Raw genomic sequence first — 16,132 nt, forward strand, 5'->3', positions numbered from 1 at the left:
CCGGCTCAGGCCAGTATGTCCTGCAGCGCAGCCAGTAGAGCGTCCATATCTTCATCTGTGCCGATGCTGATGCGAAGAAACTGCTCGATTCTTGGCTTGTTGAAATAGCGCACGATCACCCCGCGTTCACGCAAAGCGGCAAACAAATCGGCCGCATGCTGATTTTTATGGCGTGCAAAGAGGAAGTTGGCAGCGGAAGGCAATACATCAAAACCCATCTGTTGCAGCGCACTGGCAGTGCGTTCTCTTGTTGCCACCACGCGCTTGCAGCATGAATCAATCCACTCCTCGTCGGCCAGCGATGCCAGCATGGCCTGCTGCGCTACCACATCCAGCGGGTAGGAATTAAACGAGTCCTTTACCCGTACGAGCCCTTGTATCAGCTCCCGCTGGCCAAAAGCGGCACCCACACGCATGCCTGCCATCGAACGCGACTTAGAGGCGGTCTGAATCACCAGCAGGTTGTTATGGTCAGCCACCAGCGCGGTAGCCGAGTGCCCGCCAAAATCGATATAGGCTTCATCGATCACCACCACACAGTCACGGTGAGCGGTCAACAGGCGAGACACATCGTCCAGTGGCATTATCCTGCCGGTGGGGGCATTGGGATTGGGAATGATGATCCCGCCGCAGGGAGTATTGTAGTCGTCCACCTGCACGGAGAAGTCGTCACGCAAAGGGACTGCTTGAAAAGGGACCTGGTAGAGTTCACACCATACCGGATAAAAACTGTAGCTGATGTCGGGAAACAACAGCGGCTGCTCGTGTTTGAGCAAGGCAGCAAAGGCGTGGGCGAGCACCTCGTCGGAACCGTTCCCCAGAAAAACCTGGTCGGCCTGCAACCCCTCCCGGGCCGCCCAGGCGGCGCCCAGCTCGCTGGACTCGGGGTCTGGATAGCGGCGCAACTGGTCGGCACTGATATTTGCCAACGCCGCGAGCACACCCGGCGCAGGCCCATAGGGGTTCTCGTTGGTATTGAGCTTGATCAGGCGCGTTCCCCGGGGCTGTTCGCCCGGGACATAGGGTGTCAGCCTGGTTGCGAGGTCGCTCCAAAAACGGCTCATAAACGCTGTAATCCTTCGCCAAATTCCGCCGGCCAGTGTAACCCATGGGAAACTGCAGGCGTAAAAAAACCCGGCAGAGCCGGGTTCAGAATATGGCATCCCGTAGGGGGTTCGAACCCCTGTTACCGCCGTGAAAGGGCGGTGTCCTAGACCACTAGACGAACGGGACACAGTGTCTGGCTTTGCCAGAAGCGCGCATTATAAGGAACATAACGTGCAATGCAACCGTTACGGGCGTTTTTCAAGGCAAAAAAGAAGAAGCGCTACGAGCGCTTCTTCCCGGCCTCTTTCCCACTGCAGAAAGGACCGCCAGATCAGGTCTAATACTTGAACTTGGTGTCGATCTGTATTCGATCGTAGTCGAGAGGGCCACCCTGGTCGGCCAGGTTTTTCTCGCCAGCTTCATTGCGCAGGAACATCCTCAGACCCAGGCTCCATTGCTTATTGACGCCGTAGCCCAGAGCAACAAGGTGCCCTTTACCGTCGGTACCACCGCCGGCGAAGTCGGAATCACTCAACAATCCAAGTACGGCATCCGCTTCGAGGTCCTGATACTGATAGCCTATCGACCATGTGCCCTTGCCACTGGTCTTACCTAACTTCACACCCGCCAGCCAGCCAGTGTCGTAGTCGTCAGCATCCTGGTTCTGGACATAGTTACCATAAAGGCTGAGGGGCATACCGAACATGTTCATGGCCAGGTCGCCGCCCAACTCCACCATCTCGTAGTTGTAGAGGTAGCGCAGGCCGTCATCCGTGCTGCTGTTGCCAAAGAAGTCCGGGTCGTCTTTGTCGCCAAAAAACGGGGTAGCCCCGGCAGTCGGGAAATCGTAATACGCCAGAGATGCGGTCAGGCGAGCTTCGCCCAGAGCCAACCGTGCTCCACCCTGAAAACCCCATGCGAACTCATCGTTACCGCCACGAGTGTCACTTTCCAACCAATTACCAATCGCATTGACGAACAGGTGCTCCGACTGCCAACCCGCACTAACGCCCTCTGGTCTCCAGTCGCCGTCCCACAGCAGTCCGCTCTTCTGTGGTCGGTACAGCGGGTTGCTGAACTTTCCAGCCTGCAGGTAAAAACCGTCAGTCAGGTTCCACTTGGCATAGGCTTTGTCCAGGCGCAGTTCCTTGGAGCTACCGCCACCTCCCAGCGTCTGGTTGGTGGATACCGGGTCGTCTCCCCCGGTAGCGACGCCCATACCCACCTCGACATCGTTCGGTAGCCTGGCGGTAGCGGCCAGTCTCGCCCGAACCCTGTTCCGCTCCCTGGAGTCTGCATCTTCAACGTCTATGTATTCATAGCGATACCGGAAGTCACCGGCAAGACTCAGTTTGTCCGTCCAGGAAGAAGCGCTGTTCTGCTCCTGCAGCTTCACCACGTCGGCCTGCAACTGACTCAGGTCATCCACCGGTACCGAGACCCCTGCCTGCCTGAGCCGGGCGTTCTCCGTCTCCAGCGCCTCTAAACGCGCCGCCATATCGGCAAACTGCGTCTTGAACTGCTCCCACTCAGCCTCGGACACGGCTCCTTGTGCAGACCCGGTCCCTGCTAACACAGCCGCGGCAATCGCAGCGCTTAATATCTGTTTCATTTATCCCCCTATATGACATTTTGTAACAAAAGATCTCAGTAACCCGGCGAAGAATACGAGCTTTGTATGACATTATTATGACATTCGCGTAATGCTAAAATGGATACAACCCCGGGAGACTACTGTAGACGATGCACCAACGGTCAAAGGCTGCTGACGATTGCAGACAGTCTGAGCCTACAGGTAGCGTTCCTGGATCTCACTGAGACTGAGGTGGCGCACGTCTGAGCCCTTGACGAGATAAACGACCTCTTCACAGATATTGACCGCGTGGTCCCCTATCCTCTCCAGGGCGCGAGCACACCAGTTTACCTTGAGCAGGCTCTTGACTGACGCTGGCTCCTCCATCATATGGGTAATAGACAAGCGCGTGAGCGCCTCGAATTCGTCATCGATCTCAGGGTCCTTGGCGGCCGTCGCAATGGCGGCCGCTACATCCATTCGAGCGAAGGCGTCAAGCGCGCCATTAAGGATGCTCAGCGCGCTCTTGCCCAGGTGCTTGGTCTCGCTGCGAAAGGTGGTGCGGTCGCGCCCCTTCTCCAGCGACTTCACCAGGCGGCCTATTTTCTCCGCTTCATCGCCTATCCTCTCCAGATCAGCCGCCATCCGAATAATCGACACTACCACCCTCAGGTCACTGGCGGCCGGCTGGCGCAGAGCCAGAATGTCCGTACAACGGGCATTAATGGCAACTTCCATATCGTTGACTTTATAGTCCGAGGTCGCTACCTCCTCCGCCAGATCGATATCGCTCTTTACCAGCGCCTTTAACGCCTTGCGGCACTGGGCCTCTACAAGACCACCCATTTCCAGGACACGGGAGCGGATATCTTCAAGCTCTTCGTTATACTTCTGTGACGTATGCTGATTGAGGTGCAAATTGTCGTCCATCACCTATTCTCCACGATTAACCAAAGCGGCCTGTAATGTAATTTTCAGTGAGCTCATGGCGAGGCATGGTAAAGATCTGCTTGGTGTCGCCCACCTCGATAAGCTTGCCGAGGTGGAAGTATGCCGTGCGCTGGGAGACCCTTGCTGCCTGCTGCATGGAGTGCGTCACAATGGCAATGGTGAAACGCTCTTTGAGTTCATCTATCAATTCCTCGATGCGCGCTGTGGCGATAGGGTCCAGCGCGGAGCAGGGCTCATCCATAAGGATAACCTCTGGGCTGACGGCGATGGCCCGGGCGATACACAGTCGTTGCTGCTGGCCGCCGGATAAGCCCGTGCCCGGCTGCTCCAGGACGTCTTTCACTTCGTCCCAGAGACTCGCCCGCCGCAGGCTGGTTTCCACTATCTCATCCATTTCTGCCTTGCTGTGCGCCAATCCGTGTATGCGTGGCCCATAGGCCACGTTTTCGTATATGGTTTTGGGAAAAGGGTTTGGCTTCTGAAAAACCATGCCGACACGCGCACGCAGGAGGACGGTGTCCTGGTCAGAGCCGTAGATATCTTCCCCGTCCAACCTGATATCCCCTTTAACTTCGCAGATGGGAATAATGTCGTTCATTCGGTTCAGTGAACGCAGGAACGTGGATTTGCCACAGCCAGAAGGCCCGATCATCGACAGCACTTCATTCTCACCGATGTCCAGCGACACATCCATGATCGCCTGCTTGTCGGCATAGTAAACATTGACGTTACGCGCGGACATCTTCGCGTTATCAACGTAGGGTTCGCCTATCGTCTCATAGTGAGCTACATCCACGTGATCCTGCACATCCAGCCCGACGGCTTCGTCGGGAACAGCTCCGTGTGCGTTGGCATCGGCTGTACTCATGATTTTCGTTCCTTGCGTCGCATCTGCTTGGTCTATTTCACTTCAAAGCGTCGGCGTAGATAGATCGCCAGCGCATTCATCACAATCAGGAATCCCATCAGCACCATAATCGCAGCCGACGTCTTTTCGGTAAAGCCCCGCTCGGGGCTGTCGGCCCAGAGAAAAATCTGTACCGGGAGGACTGTAGAGGGATCAGTCACACCACCCGGAACCTCCATAATAAATGCCACCATACCGATCATCAGCAGTGGCGCGGATTCACCCAGTGCCTGAGCCATACCAATAATTGACCCTGTCAGTATGCCCGGCATGGCGACTGGCAGCACATGGTGAAAAACCGTCTGTATCTTGGACGCGCCCACACCCAGCGCTGCTTCACGTATCGAGGGAGACACTGCCTGAATCGATGCCCTGGAGGTAATGATGATAGTCGGCAAGGTCATCAATGAAAGTACGATACCCCCTACCAGAGGTGCTGACCTCGGTAACTCAAAAAAGTTGATAAACACGGCCAGCCCCAGCAAGCCGAACACGATAGAGGGAACGGCAGCCAGATTGTTAATGTTTATTTCAATCAGGTCGGTAATGCGATTACGCGGCGCAAACTCTTCCAGATAGACAGCGGCAAACACGCCTATCGGAAAGGCCAGAAGGAAGGTCACCACAAGGGTAAAGAAAGATCCCTGCAGCGCCGCGCGTATACCCGCCAGTTCCGGCTCTCGTGAATCCCCCTCCAGGAAGAAAAGGGTATTGAAGGAGGATTTGGTAAGGCCCTTGTCGCGGAGCTGGTCTAGCCAGTCCATTTGTATATCCTTGACCTTACGCTCTACTTCGGGCAGCTCCCTGGAAATCTGGCCCTTGAGGTATCCAGCCGCCTCGGAATGCGCCAACAGCCAGAAATCCTTGCGCTGGCCTATCAGTGAGGGGTCCTCGATCACACGATCCCGCAGTGCGTATTCCGCACCGATACTGACCAGGCGATAAAGACGTTTCTTGTCTCCCCTGCTGGTCACCTCGGGAAACATATCCCGTAGCGAAGACTTGATCACTGCATTGAAGTTCGCCTGGCGTAGTTGCTCCGCACTGGCGCTCGCATCCACACCGAGCTTGTCGGGATCAAAGTCTACTGCTATCTGTAACTGCTTCTGGGTGAAGGCAGGCGTGCCCTTGCTGACAATATCGAACAGCAGGATGAACAGAAATACAAAGCCCAGCAATACCGCCAACTTACCGAATAACTGAAAGCGACGCTCGCGCGCATAGCGCTTTTTCAGCGAAGCCTGGATGAGTTCAGTATTCTTGAATGCGTCCTTACTCATACTGCTCCCGATACTTGCGCACCACGTAGAGCGCGATCACATTCAACAATAAGGTGACAAAAAACAGCACCAACCCAAGCGCGAAAGCCGCAAGGGTTTTGGGGCTGTCGAACTCCTGGTCACCCACCAGCAGGGTGACGATCTGAACGGTGATGGTGGTCACGGCCTCCAATGGGTTAATCGTGAGCTTGGCCGAAAGGCCCGCCGCCATCACCACGATCATGGTTTCGCCGATCGCCCGGGAAACGGCCAGTAAAATACCGCCCACGATACCCGGCAAAGCAGCGGGCAACAGCACTTTGCGAATGGTCTCGCTCATGGTGGCGCCCATTCCCAGCGACGCCTCACGCAGGGTATTTGGTACTGCGCTGATAATGTCGTCTGACAGGGACATCACGAAGGGAATGATCATAATACCCATCACCAGTCCCGCCGCCAGCGCACTCTCCGACGCCACCGACAAACCGATACTTTCGCCCAGATTGCGAATAAACGGGGCTACCGTCAGCGCAGCGAAAAAACCGTAAACGACCGTGGGGACGCCAGCGAGAATCTCCAGTACGGGCTTGGTGACGGCGCGAAAACGGCGGCTCGCATACTCGGATAAGTAAATAGCCGACATCAGTCCGATGGGCACAGCAATGAGCATGGCGACCATGGAGATCAGCAGCGTTCCGACCAACAGTGGGATGAACCCAAAGGAGCCGGACGCGCCCACCTGGTCAGCCCGAATGGCCATCTGCGGGCTCCATTGCAGACCAAACAGAAAGTCATTCATCGGTATCACCTGAAAAAACCGGACCGCTTCAAACAACACCGACAGCACGATACCCAGCGTCGTGAAAACAGCGATGGAGGAGCAGGCGAAAAGAACCCAGGTGAAGATATCTTCTACATGATTACGTGCACGTAAATCCGGCTTGACTCGCATGACCGCCAGTAATCCACCGATCACCGCAACCAGACTGACCAGCAACATCTTCAGGCCGCGGCTTGCGGTAAGAAGCTCATTATAGCGGTGTGCCGCGGTGACCTGGTTTGCATCCACCACGCCGACATCGACACTTCCCAGTGCGACGCCGACGACCTGGTTGTAGTAGAGCCCCAATTCGTCCAGGCTCAGGGCGAGTACCTCAGCCGGCAGCTCCGCGATGACCAGATTACGGATAACCGGGGCTTCGACACCCAGCCAGACAATGAACACCAACAACGCAGGCAGACCGGCCCAAAGTGCGGCCATATAGCCGTAGTGGACTGGTAAGGAGTGGAGGGTTTGCAGCCCCCCACCCGCCATCCCGATCAACCGGGATTTGTGGCGCCCTATAAAGAAACTGACGGCACAAAGTGCCACCAGGGTCAGGAATACAGTTGATGTCTGCATTGTGAACTCTTTAAAGAACATCGCGCCGCGGTGAGCGGTGCAACGGATACAACAGGGACGATGGCATCACCGCGCGTGATATTTTTACATTTCCAGGCGCTTGAGTGACGCCACGTCTGCCTGGACCTGCTTCAGTTCAACTTCGTCCAGTGGGATCAACCCCCTTTCTGTGAGGTAACCGTCTTCACCCATGGCACGGTCCGAGGCAAACTCGATAGCGTACTCCCGGATACCGGGGATACGACCAACGTGCGCGGACTTGATGTAAAAGTACAGAGGCCGCGATACCGGATAGTCACCATCGGCAATGGAATCAAAGCTTGGTTCTACTCCGTTGATGAGAGAGCCCTGGACCTTGTCCCCATTCTCGTCCAGGAAACTGAAACCAAAGATACCCAGGGCATTGGGGTTGGCTTCCAGCTTCTGCACGATCAGGTTGTCGTTTTCTCCGGCTTCGATATATGCACCATCCTCGCGAACTGAATAGGCAATGGCTTTGAAGATGTCCTTACCTTTGGGTGCCTTACCACTGCTTTGCGAATAGCTTTGGTAAAACCCTTCAGGAATACCCAGTGCAGCCACGGCTGCCTTGATTTCATCGACCTGGTCTGCACCCAGCTCACGCAAGCTCTTCAGTGCGGGAATCGCTTGTGCACCGCCGCCTAGCGCGAGTTCTGCAAAGGCATCGCGAGTACCGGATGTGGGGGGCGGCCCCAGCACTTCGATAGTGCTGGCTGGCAGCGCCGGGTTGATATCTTTCCATGTCTTGTTGGGATTGGGGATGAGCTTTCCATCCGGGCCGGGAACATCCTTGGCAAGTGCCAGATACAGGTCCTGCAGACTCAAGGTCAATTGCGGCGCCTGCCGTGAATTAGCGATCGCGATACCGTCAAAACCCACCAGTACTTCGACCACGTCGGTAACGCCATTTTCCTGGCACTGGTCGTATTCGCTCTTCTTTATCCTGCGGGAGGAATTGGTGATATCCGGGGTGTTCGCGCCGAGGCCTTTACAGAACAGTTTAAGACCGCCGCCTGATCCGGTCGATTCAATTTTGGGGGCTTTGAAGTCCGTGGAACGGCCGAAGCGCTCTGCCACCACAGTGGCGAAGGGATATACAGTGGAAGACCCGACGATGCTCACATTATCGCGGCCCTGAGCCTGGGCAACAGCAAGGTTGCCCAGTCCGACAGTTAACACAATTGCGCCCAAAACATGCTTTTTCACGTGGTTCAATCTCCCCTTGATTAGCAATTCCGCAGTCTATGAGCGGTTGCGATACGGACCAGTCTATGGGGGAATTGTTACGGGAATATTACAGCCTCAACACATTGATTTAAAAACACTTATTGCGATGAAAGAGCGTTTTGGGCCTCAGCGCTCACCGACTTTATCGATGAACTCCTGAATCGACTTCTGATGACGGACGTCCTGCCCGCGCACCAGGTAAATCACGTGCTCAGCTATATTGGCAGCATGGTCACCGATGCGTTCCAGGCTGCGCAGCGCCCACATCTCATTGAGAATAGCGCCGATGTCGCGGGGGTCTTCCATCATAAACGTGACCAGTGACCGCAGCGCGCTACCGTATTCCTTGTCCACGCCGGTGTCTTCTTTAACGACTTCTACCGCCAGGTCCAGGTCCAGCCGAGCAAAGGCATCCAGCGCCTTGCGCAGCATGGACTCGACATGACTGCCAATATGGCGAATCTCTACAAAATTGGTTGGTGAAGCGCTTTCCTCTGCCAGGCGAATACCCTGGCGCGCGATTTTCGCTGCCTCGTCACCTATGCGTTCGATATCTGTATTCACCTTGATCACGGTCATCACCAGGCGCAGGTCGCTGGCGGTGGGTTGCCGCCTGGCAATGATCGTAGAGCACTCATCGTCGATGCGGATTTCCATCTGATTAACCTCGTGATCCCGGTTGATGATTTCCTCAGCCTCACCGGTATCGCCGGCCACCAGCGCTGCCACTGCGGCGTTGAGTTGCCTTTCCACCTTGCCGCCCATCTCCAGCAGATGGTTCTTGATGCTTTCCAACTCAGCGTTGAACCGCTCAGATATGTGGTGTTTGTGATCGTCCTGCTTCAGCATGGCCCTGATCTCCTGAACTCTGTTCTGTGGCCGGGAAGCGCAAGCTGAACGTGCTGCCCTGCCCGAGTGTGCTGTCAATGCCGAGGTCTGCGTCATGAGCGGCTGCCACGTGCTTGACGATGGCCAGACCCAACCCGGTCCCTCCAGTGGAAGCGGAACGGCTGTCATCGACTCGATAAAAGCGCTCCGTCAGTCGTGGAAAATGCACCGGGTCAATGCCGACCCCCTGATCACGAATGTCGAGGCGACAATACTCTCCTTCCTTACGCCATGCCGCAATGACGGGGCTTCCCTCCTTGCTGTACTTCAGGGCGTTATAAACCAGGTTAGATACAGCGCTATAGAGTTCGCGGTGATCGCCGCGGATTGTATCACTGCAAAGTAGCTCCAGGTTCAGCTCGCGCCCAGGAAATGTACCGGATACTTCATCCTGCAGTTCATAAAGCAACGCAGCCATGTCGACCAGTTCATGCTTCTCCTGTCCCTGAGTGGCTTCGATACGCGAGAGCCACAACAGGTCTTTGAGCAGGTTCTCCATGCGCGCCGCCTGCCCTTGCATCTGCTCCAGTGCGCGAACATATGTTCGCGGCAATTTCTCCGGATCGGTCAATAGCGTCTCCAGGTAGCCCGTTATTACGGTCAGCGGCGTGCGCAGTTCATGGGACACATTGCCAACAAAATCCCGGCGCATTTGTTCGGTGCGCACGCGGTCCGTCACTTCGCGGATGAACAGTAGCGTATCGCCTTCCGCAAATTGCGTGACAATCAACTGCAGGTGACGCTTCACCAGACCGCTACTGGCATAGACCAGGGGCTCAGCGTAGTCCCCGGAATGGATATAATCGCTGAACTCCGGTTCGCGCACGAGATTGGTAATGGCCTGGCCAACATCGTCCGGGTAACGCAGCGCCAACAATGTTTGAGCCGCCTCATTGCACCAGCGAATTCCGCCACCTGCCTCAACAATCACCACGCCGTCGCGCATGGCCGCAAAAGACTGCAGCAAATAATCGACTGTAGACTGCAAACGCTCTTCGGACGCTTTCGCTTCACGTTGCTGTTTATAGATACGGGCGACGATATCGCCCCATACGCCATGCACGTCGGGTGGCGGCGTTGAGCTGTCTCGCAGCCAGTTCTCTACCCGCCAGATCTGCCAACTCCAAAACAGCAACACCAACACTGAAGCACCGGCAATACCTGCAAGAGCATCACCCAGGTACCAGCCGACAAGACCACCCGCTGCAACTACAGAAAAAATTCGCGATACCGCCGAGCGCCAGTCCATTGTCTTATCGATTATGCGCTGCTAGAGGCCACGGGATGAAAACCGGTAACCGGTGCCGCGGACGGTTTGAATCAGGCCGCTATAGTCTGCGGCCTCCGTTTGCAGCGCTTTGCGCAGGCGCCGGATGTGCACATCAACCGTGCGCTCCTCCACATAAACGTTGCCACCCCAGACATGGTCGAGCAACTGACCGCGGGTATAGGCACGCTCTGGATGGGACATGAAAAACTGCAGCAGGTTGAACTCCGTTGGGCCCATATCGATCGCATCGTCTCCAGCAATAATGCGCCTGCTCTCACCATCGAGGACCAGTCCGCCGACTTCCATGCGTCCCTGCTCTTCTCCACCGCTGGCGCGCCGCAGCAGTGCCCGTACTCTCGCAATAAGCTCCCTGGGGGCAAACGGTTTGGTCATGTAGTCATCTGCACCCACATCCAGGCCCTGAATAACGTTATCTTCAGCCGTCTTGGCGGTGAGCATAATGACCGGCACTTCACGAGTACTCTCTTCACGCTTGAGCCTGCGCATCAGTTCCAGACCGCTACCACCGGGAAGCATCCAGTCCAGGAGAATAATGTCAGGGCGCTCGTCGAAAATCAGTGCATGTGCCTGCTGTATATTTTCCGCCTCAATGCACCGATACCCGGCCATCTCCAACGCCATGCGCAGCATATCGCGTATGGCAAGCTCGTCATCTACTATTAAAACCGTGCGTTCGGACATGGGGACGGAACTTCCTCTGTGAAACGAATGCAGGTATTAGACGGTGAAATTATGACAAATTAATGACAAATGAGGAATGAGCGGTATTTTCTACAGCGCTGGCGGCGCTGACGGTGACCTGGGGGACTGCCCACGGGCGTGGGCAGTCCCGGTGCCCTTAGGGCCCGGGACTGTTTGAGGGACGATCAGCGTAGGCTGGCGTTGATATTTTTCAGCATCTGATTCCCGGGGCATAGGTCTTCGGCGCCCAGCGTATTGAGGGGCCGGCTGGACGTTTCCATCACATCGTGCAGGTCGCGTGAATCCTTGTCCATATAGATGAGCCCGGTGAGAATATCACCGGCAACACGATGCTTTTCCATCGAAATCAGCGCGGAGGTACGGTCAAACGGGTCAAGGTTCTCCTCCATCTTGTAAAGGTGAATGGAGGAACCGTCATGCAACGTCACCTCATGGCTGAAGCCGGCCTCGTAGTCTGTGGTTATCTCCTTTTGCATGGGCACAAAATCAACGGTACCTGTCGCTTCTGCGTGCTCACGCACGAACTCATAGCTCTTGGTGGAGCCTGGATTATTATTGAATGTGACGCAGGGTGACACCACATCAATAAAGGCGAAACCGCGATGCCGGGTCGCCGCCTTGATCAGGGGTACCAACTGCTCCTTGTCACCGGAGAAACTGCGGGCAACAAAGGTAGCCCCCATTTGCAGAGCGGTGGCGCAGAGGTCAATCGCACTGTAGATATTGGCGTCGCCTTTCTTGCTTACCGAGCCCTCATCGGCGGTAGCGGAATCCTGTCCCTTGGTCAGCCCGTAACAGCCATTATTCATGACGATATAGACCATATTGAGATTGCGTCGCGCAACGTGCGCGAACTGCCCCATACCGATGGACGCGGTGTCACCGTCGCCGGATACGCCGAGATAAAGCAGATCCCTGTTGGCCATAGCCGCCCCTGTTACTACCGAGGGCATGCGACCGTGAACAGAGTTAAAGCCATGGGATTTACCCAGGAAATAGGTAGGTGACTTGGAAGAGCAGCCAATCCCGGACAACTTGGCGATCTTATGCGGCTCGATAGACAACTCGTGGCAGGCACGCACAATAGCGCCGGAAATCGAGTCGTGACCACAGCCAGCGCACAACGTGGAGATGGAGCCTTCATAGTCTGCCCGGGTATAACCCAGGTCATTGACCGGCAAATCCGGATGGCGAAACTTTGGAATCTGGTAACTCATGGCTTATTCTCCGCCTGAACTGGCGACCTTGGTGCGATGCAGGGGTTCTACTGCCCCGCCGTCCAGGTGCTGATTAATCTGCTTCTTGATATTGCGAGCGCTGATCGGGGTACCGTCAAAACACAACACCGATTTCAATTTGTCCGGGCCGAATTCAAACTCTGCCATCAACAGGGTACGCAGCTGCGCATCACGATTCTGCTCGATCACAAATACCTGATCATGTTCTTCGATGAAGGCCTTCACCTCATGGTTAAAGGGGAATGCACGCACGCGCATCGCGTCCATGTGCACACCTTCCTCTGCCAGGTAATCCAGCGCTTCCCGCGAGGACTGCTCACTGGTGCCGAAATACAGTACCGCTATATCGGTTTCTTGCGCAGCTGAAATAGTCTCGGGGCCGGGAACGTATTCCTTGATGGTGTCCCACTTGCGCATCAGGCGCAGCATGTTCTCCTCATACTCTTCGCCTTTCTCCGTGTACACCGCCTTCTCGTCACGCGAAGTACCCCGCGTGAAGTATGCGCCGCGGCTTGGGTGCGTGGCGGGATAGGTGCGGTAACAGATGGCATCGCCATCCACATCGGTGTAACGGCCGAACTCCATTCCGGCCTCAAGCTGCTCCGCAGTCATCACCTTGCCACGGTCGTATTCCCGTCCGTCTTCCCATTCCAGCGGTGGGGACATGTTGTCATTCATGCCCAGGTCCAAGTCTGTCATCAGTATGATGGGCGTTTGCAGGCGTTCCGCCAGGTCAAAAGACTGTGCGCCGAAATCAAAACACTCTTTGGGCGTCGATGGAAACAGCAGAACTTGTTTGGTGTCACCGTGCGAGGCATAGGCCGTGGAAAGAATATCCGATTGCTGCGTCCGTGTCGGCATGCCTGTAGATGGGCCGGCGCGCTGAACATCGAAGAGCACCGTGGGTATCTCGGCAAAATAAGCCAGGCCCAGAAACTCGCTCATCAGTGAAATGCCGGGGCCGCTGGTAGCGGTGAAGGCACGCGCGCCATTCCAGCTGGCACCAATAACCATGCCAATCGCCGACAGTTCGTCCTCTGCCTGCACGATCGCATAGTTCTTTCGCCCCGTGCCCGGGTCGATGCGAATTCGACGAGCGTACTTTTCAAATGCATCCACCACAGACGTGGAGGGTGTGATCGGGTACCAGGCAGCGACAGTAGCTCCCCCGTATACCGCACCCAGACCCAACGCAGTGTTCCCGTCGAGCAAAATCTGGTCACCTACCGCATCGGCCGACTGCACACGAATGCCTATGGGGCACTCTACATTGTTACGCGCATACTGGTGGCCGAGTTCCAGGGCATGAATGTTCGGCAGTATCAGCTTTTCCTTACCCTTGAACTGGTCGGCGACCAGATCGGTGAGTACCTTGAAATCCATGTCCAACAGCGCTGCCAGGGCGCCTACATAGATCACGTTCTTGAACAGCTGTCGTTGCCGTGGATCCTTGTACTCATCATTACAAATACGCGTAAGCGGGATACCAATGATATTGACATCGTTGCGCACCAGTCGCAGGTCCAGCGGCTTGGTGTTGTCGTAGATGAAATAGCCGCCCGGCTCCACTTCCCGTATGTCCTGGGCCATGCTCTGCGGGTTCACCGACAACGCGATATCGATACCGCCGCGCCGCCCCAGGTAGCCCTTCTCACTAACGCGCACTTCGTACCACGTCGGCAGCCCCTGTATGTTCGAGGGGAAGATATTCTTGGGGCTGACGGGCAGACCCATGCGGAACAGCGCCTTGGCAAACATATTGTTGGCGCTGGCAGAACCGGTGCCATTAACGTTGGCAAATTTAATGACGAAGTCGTTGACGGATTCCAGTTTTTTCATTTGTTAGAGGCCCGCCTTGGTGACGTTATAGAGAAACTTCTGCATATCCCAGGCAGATGTGGGACAGCGCTCAGCGCAGAGCCCGCAGTGCAGGCAGACGTTCTCGTCCTTTACCATCACCCGGGAGGTAGGCAGAACGTCAGATACGTAGAGGTCCTGGGACAGGTTGCGCGCTGGTGCGGTCAGCCTGGTACGCAGGTCGTCTTCTTCGCTCTTCACAGTGAAGGTAATGCAGTCCGTGGGACAGATGTCGACACAGGCATCGCATTCAATGCACCGGGTCTCTTCAAATACTGTTTGCACATCGCAGTTGAGGCAGCGTTCCGCCTCCTTGAAGCCGGTAGCCCGGTCAAAGCCCAGTTCCACTTCCATCTTGCGGTCAGCGAGGGTTTTTTCCAGCGGCGCCAGCGGTACGATATAGCGCGGGTCATTTTCGACTGCGTTATCGTAGCTCCATTCATGCACGCCCATTTTCTGGCTGGCCAGCGTGACACCCGGCGCTGGACGATCACTCACAGCCTCGCCACGACAGTAAAGGTCAATACTGATGGCGGCCTGGTGACCGTGGGCTACGGCGGTAATGACGTTCTCGGGACCAAATGCAGCATCACCACCGAAGAACACTTTCTCATTAGTGGACTGGAACGTGACCGGGTCGACAACCGGCATGTCCCACTTGTCGAAGTCGATATTGAGGTCACGCTCTATCCACGGGAAAGAGTTTTCCTGGCCAATGGCCATCAACACCACATCCGCTTCCATGAATACCAGCGGTTCATCAGTAGGCACCAGTTTACGTTTGCCGTTCTCGTCATAAACCGCTTCTACTTTCTCGAAGTGCATCCCTTTGAACTCGCCGTCCTCGAGCACAAATTCCTTGGGAACGTGATTGTTATAAATTGGTATGCCCTCGTGCATGGCATCCTCTTTCTCCCAGGGTGATGCTTTCATGTCCTCGAAGGGACTGCGCACGACAACGCGCACGTCCTTACCACCCAGACGCATGGATGTTCGGCAGCAGTCCATTGCCGTGTTGCCGCCGCCAAGCACCAGCACCTTCTGTTGAATTTCATGGGTATGCTCAAAAGCGACACTGGCGAGCCAGTCAATGCCAAGATGCACGTGCTCCGCCGCCTCCTCCAGACCGGGCAGATTCAAGCCCTTGCCTTTGGGTGCGCCGGTACCGACAAACACTGCATCGTAACCCTTGGCCAGAACCTCTTTCAGGCTGTCTACCTGTATGTCGAAAGTTGCATTGATGTCCATATCGAGGATGTAATTCACTTCCTCGTTCAACACTTCTTCAGGCAAACGGAAGGAAGGAATCTGGCTGCGCATCATGCCGCCACCGGCAAACTGGTTGTCGTAGACATCGATGCTGTAGCCCAGCGGGGCGAGATCGCGGGCAACCGTGAGGGAAGCGGGACCCGCACCAATCAGCGCGATACGCTTGCCGTTTTTTTCGCTGGGAATCTGCGGCAGCAGGTGAGTAATATCGTCCTTGTTATCCGCCGCCACCCGCTTCAACCGACAGATCGCGACGGGTTCATCCTCTATTCGGCCACGCCGGCAAGCAGGCTCGCAGGGTCGATCACAGGTCCGGCCCAGAACACCGGGGAACACATTTGATTGCCAGTTGACCATGTAGGCATCGGTGTAGCGCTCGGCCGCAATCAGGCGGATGTACTCCGGCACTGGCGTGTGCGCGGGACATGCGTACTGGCAATCTACGACTTTGTGGAAATATTCGGGATCTTGAATGTCTGTCGGTTTCACGTTACGGCTCG

The 16,132-nt window shown here is 55.9% G+C and carries 13 protein-coding genes and 1 tRNA gene; all 14 read right to left on the reverse strand.

Annotated elements, in window-relative coordinates:
* Nucleotides 1–5 precede the first annotated feature (5 nt).
* The 14 genes from hisC to C0039_RS17370 all read right to left on the reverse strand — a co-directional run bounded on the left by hisC (nucleotide 6) and on the right by C0039_RS17370 (nucleotide 16,121).
* A complete protein-coding gene (gene hisC, locus C0039_RS17305; RefSeq protein ID WP_101518786.1) occupies nucleotides 6–1,064 on the reverse strand; it encodes a histidinol-phosphate transaminase in 1,059 nt (352 codons plus the stop codon).
* A 93-nt stretch (nucleotides 1,065–1,157) separates the two neighbouring features.
* A tRNA-Glu gene (locus C0039_RS17310) sits at nucleotides 1,158–1,233 on the reverse strand.
* 151 nt (nucleotides 1,234–1,384) lie between these two features.
* Entirely contained in the window at nucleotides 1,385–2,659 is a 1,275-nt protein-coding gene (locus tag C0039_RS17315; protein WP_101518787.1) for a putative porin, read from the reverse strand.
* Between the two features lie 177 nt (nucleotides 2,660–2,836).
* Nucleotides 2,837–3,550 (reverse strand): phosphate signaling complex protein PhoU, encoded by a 714-nt coding sequence (gene phoU, locus C0039_RS17320; RefSeq protein WP_101518788.1) that lies wholly within the window; start codon nucleotides 3,548–3,550, stop codon nucleotides 2,837–2,839.
* Nucleotides 3,551–3,566: 16 nt separating this feature from the next.
* A complete protein-coding gene (gene pstB / locus C0039_RS17325) occupies nucleotides 3,567–4,439 on the reverse strand; it encodes a phosphate ABC transporter ATP-binding protein PstB (protein WP_101518789.1) in 873 nt (290 codons plus the stop codon).
* Nucleotides 4,440–4,471: 32 nt separating this feature from the next.
* Nucleotides 4,472–5,758 carry a phosphate ABC transporter permease PstA gene (gene pstA / locus C0039_RS17330; protein ID WP_101518790.1) on the reverse strand — a complete coding sequence of 429 codons (1,287 nt, stop codon included), beginning with the start codon at nucleotides 5,756–5,758 and terminating at the stop codon, nucleotides 4,472–4,474.
* Nucleotides 5,751–7,139 (reverse strand): phosphate ABC transporter permease subunit PstC, encoded by a 1,389-nt coding sequence (gene pstC / locus C0039_RS17335; RefSeq protein WP_101518807.1) that lies wholly within the window; start codon nucleotides 7,137–7,139, stop codon nucleotides 5,751–5,753. Before pstC ends, pstA begins: the two co-directional genes overlap by 8 nt.
* 84 nt (nucleotides 7,140–7,223) lie before the next feature.
* Nucleotides 7,224–8,366 carry a substrate-binding domain-containing protein gene (locus C0039_RS17340; protein ID WP_076001133.1) on the reverse strand — a complete coding sequence of 381 codons (1,143 nt, stop codon included), beginning with the start codon at nucleotides 8,364–8,366 and terminating at the stop codon, nucleotides 7,224–7,226.
* A 147-nt stretch (nucleotides 8,367–8,513) separates the two neighbouring features.
* Complete coding sequence (gene phoU, locus C0039_RS17345) at nucleotides 8,514–9,236, reverse strand: phosphate signaling complex protein PhoU (RefSeq protein WP_076001132.1); 723 nt, start codon at nucleotides 9,234–9,236, stop codon at nucleotides 8,514–8,516.
* Nucleotides 9,199–10,524: a phosphate regulon sensor histidine kinase PhoR gene (gene phoR, locus C0039_RS17350; protein ID WP_076001131.1), complete on the reverse strand. Its 1,326-nt coding sequence runs from the start codon at nucleotides 10,522–10,524 to the stop codon at nucleotides 9,199–9,201. Before phoR ends, phoU (C0039_RS17345) begins: the two co-directional genes overlap by 38 nt.
* 21 nt (nucleotides 10,525–10,545) lie before the next feature.
* Nucleotides 10,546–11,247, reverse strand: coding sequence for a phosphate regulon transcriptional regulator PhoB (gene phoB / locus C0039_RS17355; protein ID WP_076001130.1), 702 nt, complete (start codon nucleotides 11,245–11,247; stop codon nucleotides 10,546–10,548).
* Nucleotides 11,248–11,432: 185 nt separating this feature from the next.
* Nucleotides 11,433–12,485 carry a 2-oxoacid:ferredoxin oxidoreductase subunit beta gene (locus C0039_RS17360; RefSeq protein ID WP_076001129.1) on the reverse strand — a complete coding sequence of 351 codons (1,053 nt, stop codon included), beginning with the start codon at nucleotides 12,483–12,485 and terminating at the stop codon, nucleotides 11,433–11,435.
* Between the two features lie 3 nt (nucleotides 12,486–12,488).
* Nucleotides 12,489–14,345, reverse strand: a complete 1,857-nt coding sequence (locus C0039_RS17365) for a 2-oxoacid:acceptor oxidoreductase subunit alpha (RefSeq protein WP_076001128.1) — start codon at nucleotides 14,343–14,345, stop codon at nucleotides 12,489–12,491.
* A 3-nt stretch (nucleotides 14,346–14,348) separates the two neighbouring features.
* Nucleotides 14,349–16,121 carry an FAD-dependent oxidoreductase gene (locus C0039_RS17370; protein WP_076001127.1) on the reverse strand — a complete coding sequence of 591 codons (1,773 nt, stop codon included), beginning with the start codon at nucleotides 16,119–16,121 and terminating at the stop codon, nucleotides 14,349–14,351.
* Nucleotides 16,122–16,132 lie beyond the last annotated feature (11 nt).

It is taken from the genome of Pseudohalioglobus lutimaris, assembly GCF_002866825.1.
Lineage (GTDB): Bacteria > Pseudomonadota > Gammaproteobacteria > Pseudomonadales > Halieaceae > Halioglobus > Halioglobus lutimaris.

Coding starts and splice junctions, on each gene's coding strand:
- hisC (WP_101518786.1), bottom strand. CDS start 1,064: ATGAGCCGTTTTTGGAGCGACCTCGCAACCAGGCTGACACCCTATGTC.
- C0039_RS17315 (WP_101518787.1), bottom strand. CDS start 2,659: ATGAAACAGATATTAAGCGCTGCGATTGCCGCGGCTGTGTTAGCAGGG.
- phoU (WP_101518788.1), bottom strand. CDS start 3,550: ATGGACGACAATTTGCACCTCAATCAGCATACGTCACAGAAGTATAAC.
- pstB (WP_101518789.1), bottom strand. CDS start 4,439: ATGAGTACAGCCGATGCCAACGCACACGGAGCTGTTCCCGACGAAGCC.
- pstA (WP_101518790.1), bottom strand. CDS start 5,758: ATGAGTAAGGACGCATTCAAGAATACTGAACTCATCCAGGCTTCGCTG.
- pstC (WP_101518807.1), bottom strand. CDS start 7,139: ATGCAGACATCAACTGTATTCCTGACCCTGGTGGCACTTTGTGCCGTC.
- phoU (WP_076001132.1), bottom strand. CDS start 9,236: ATGCTGAAGCAGGACGATCACAAACACCACATATCTGAGCGGTTCAAC.
- phoR (WP_076001131.1), bottom strand. CDS start 10,524: ATGGACTGGCGCTCGGCGGTATCGCGAATTTTTTCTGTAGTTGCAGCG.
- phoB (WP_076001130.1), bottom strand. CDS start 11,247: ATGTCCGAACGCACGGTTTTAATAGTAGATGACGAGCTTGCCATACGC.
- C0039_RS17360 (WP_076001129.1), bottom strand. CDS start 12,485: ATGAGTTACCAGATTCCAAAGTTTCGCCATCCGGATTTGCCGGTCAAT.
- C0039_RS17365 (WP_076001128.1), bottom strand. CDS start 14,345: ATGAAAAAACTGGAATCCGTCAACGACTTCGTCATTAAATTTGCCAAC.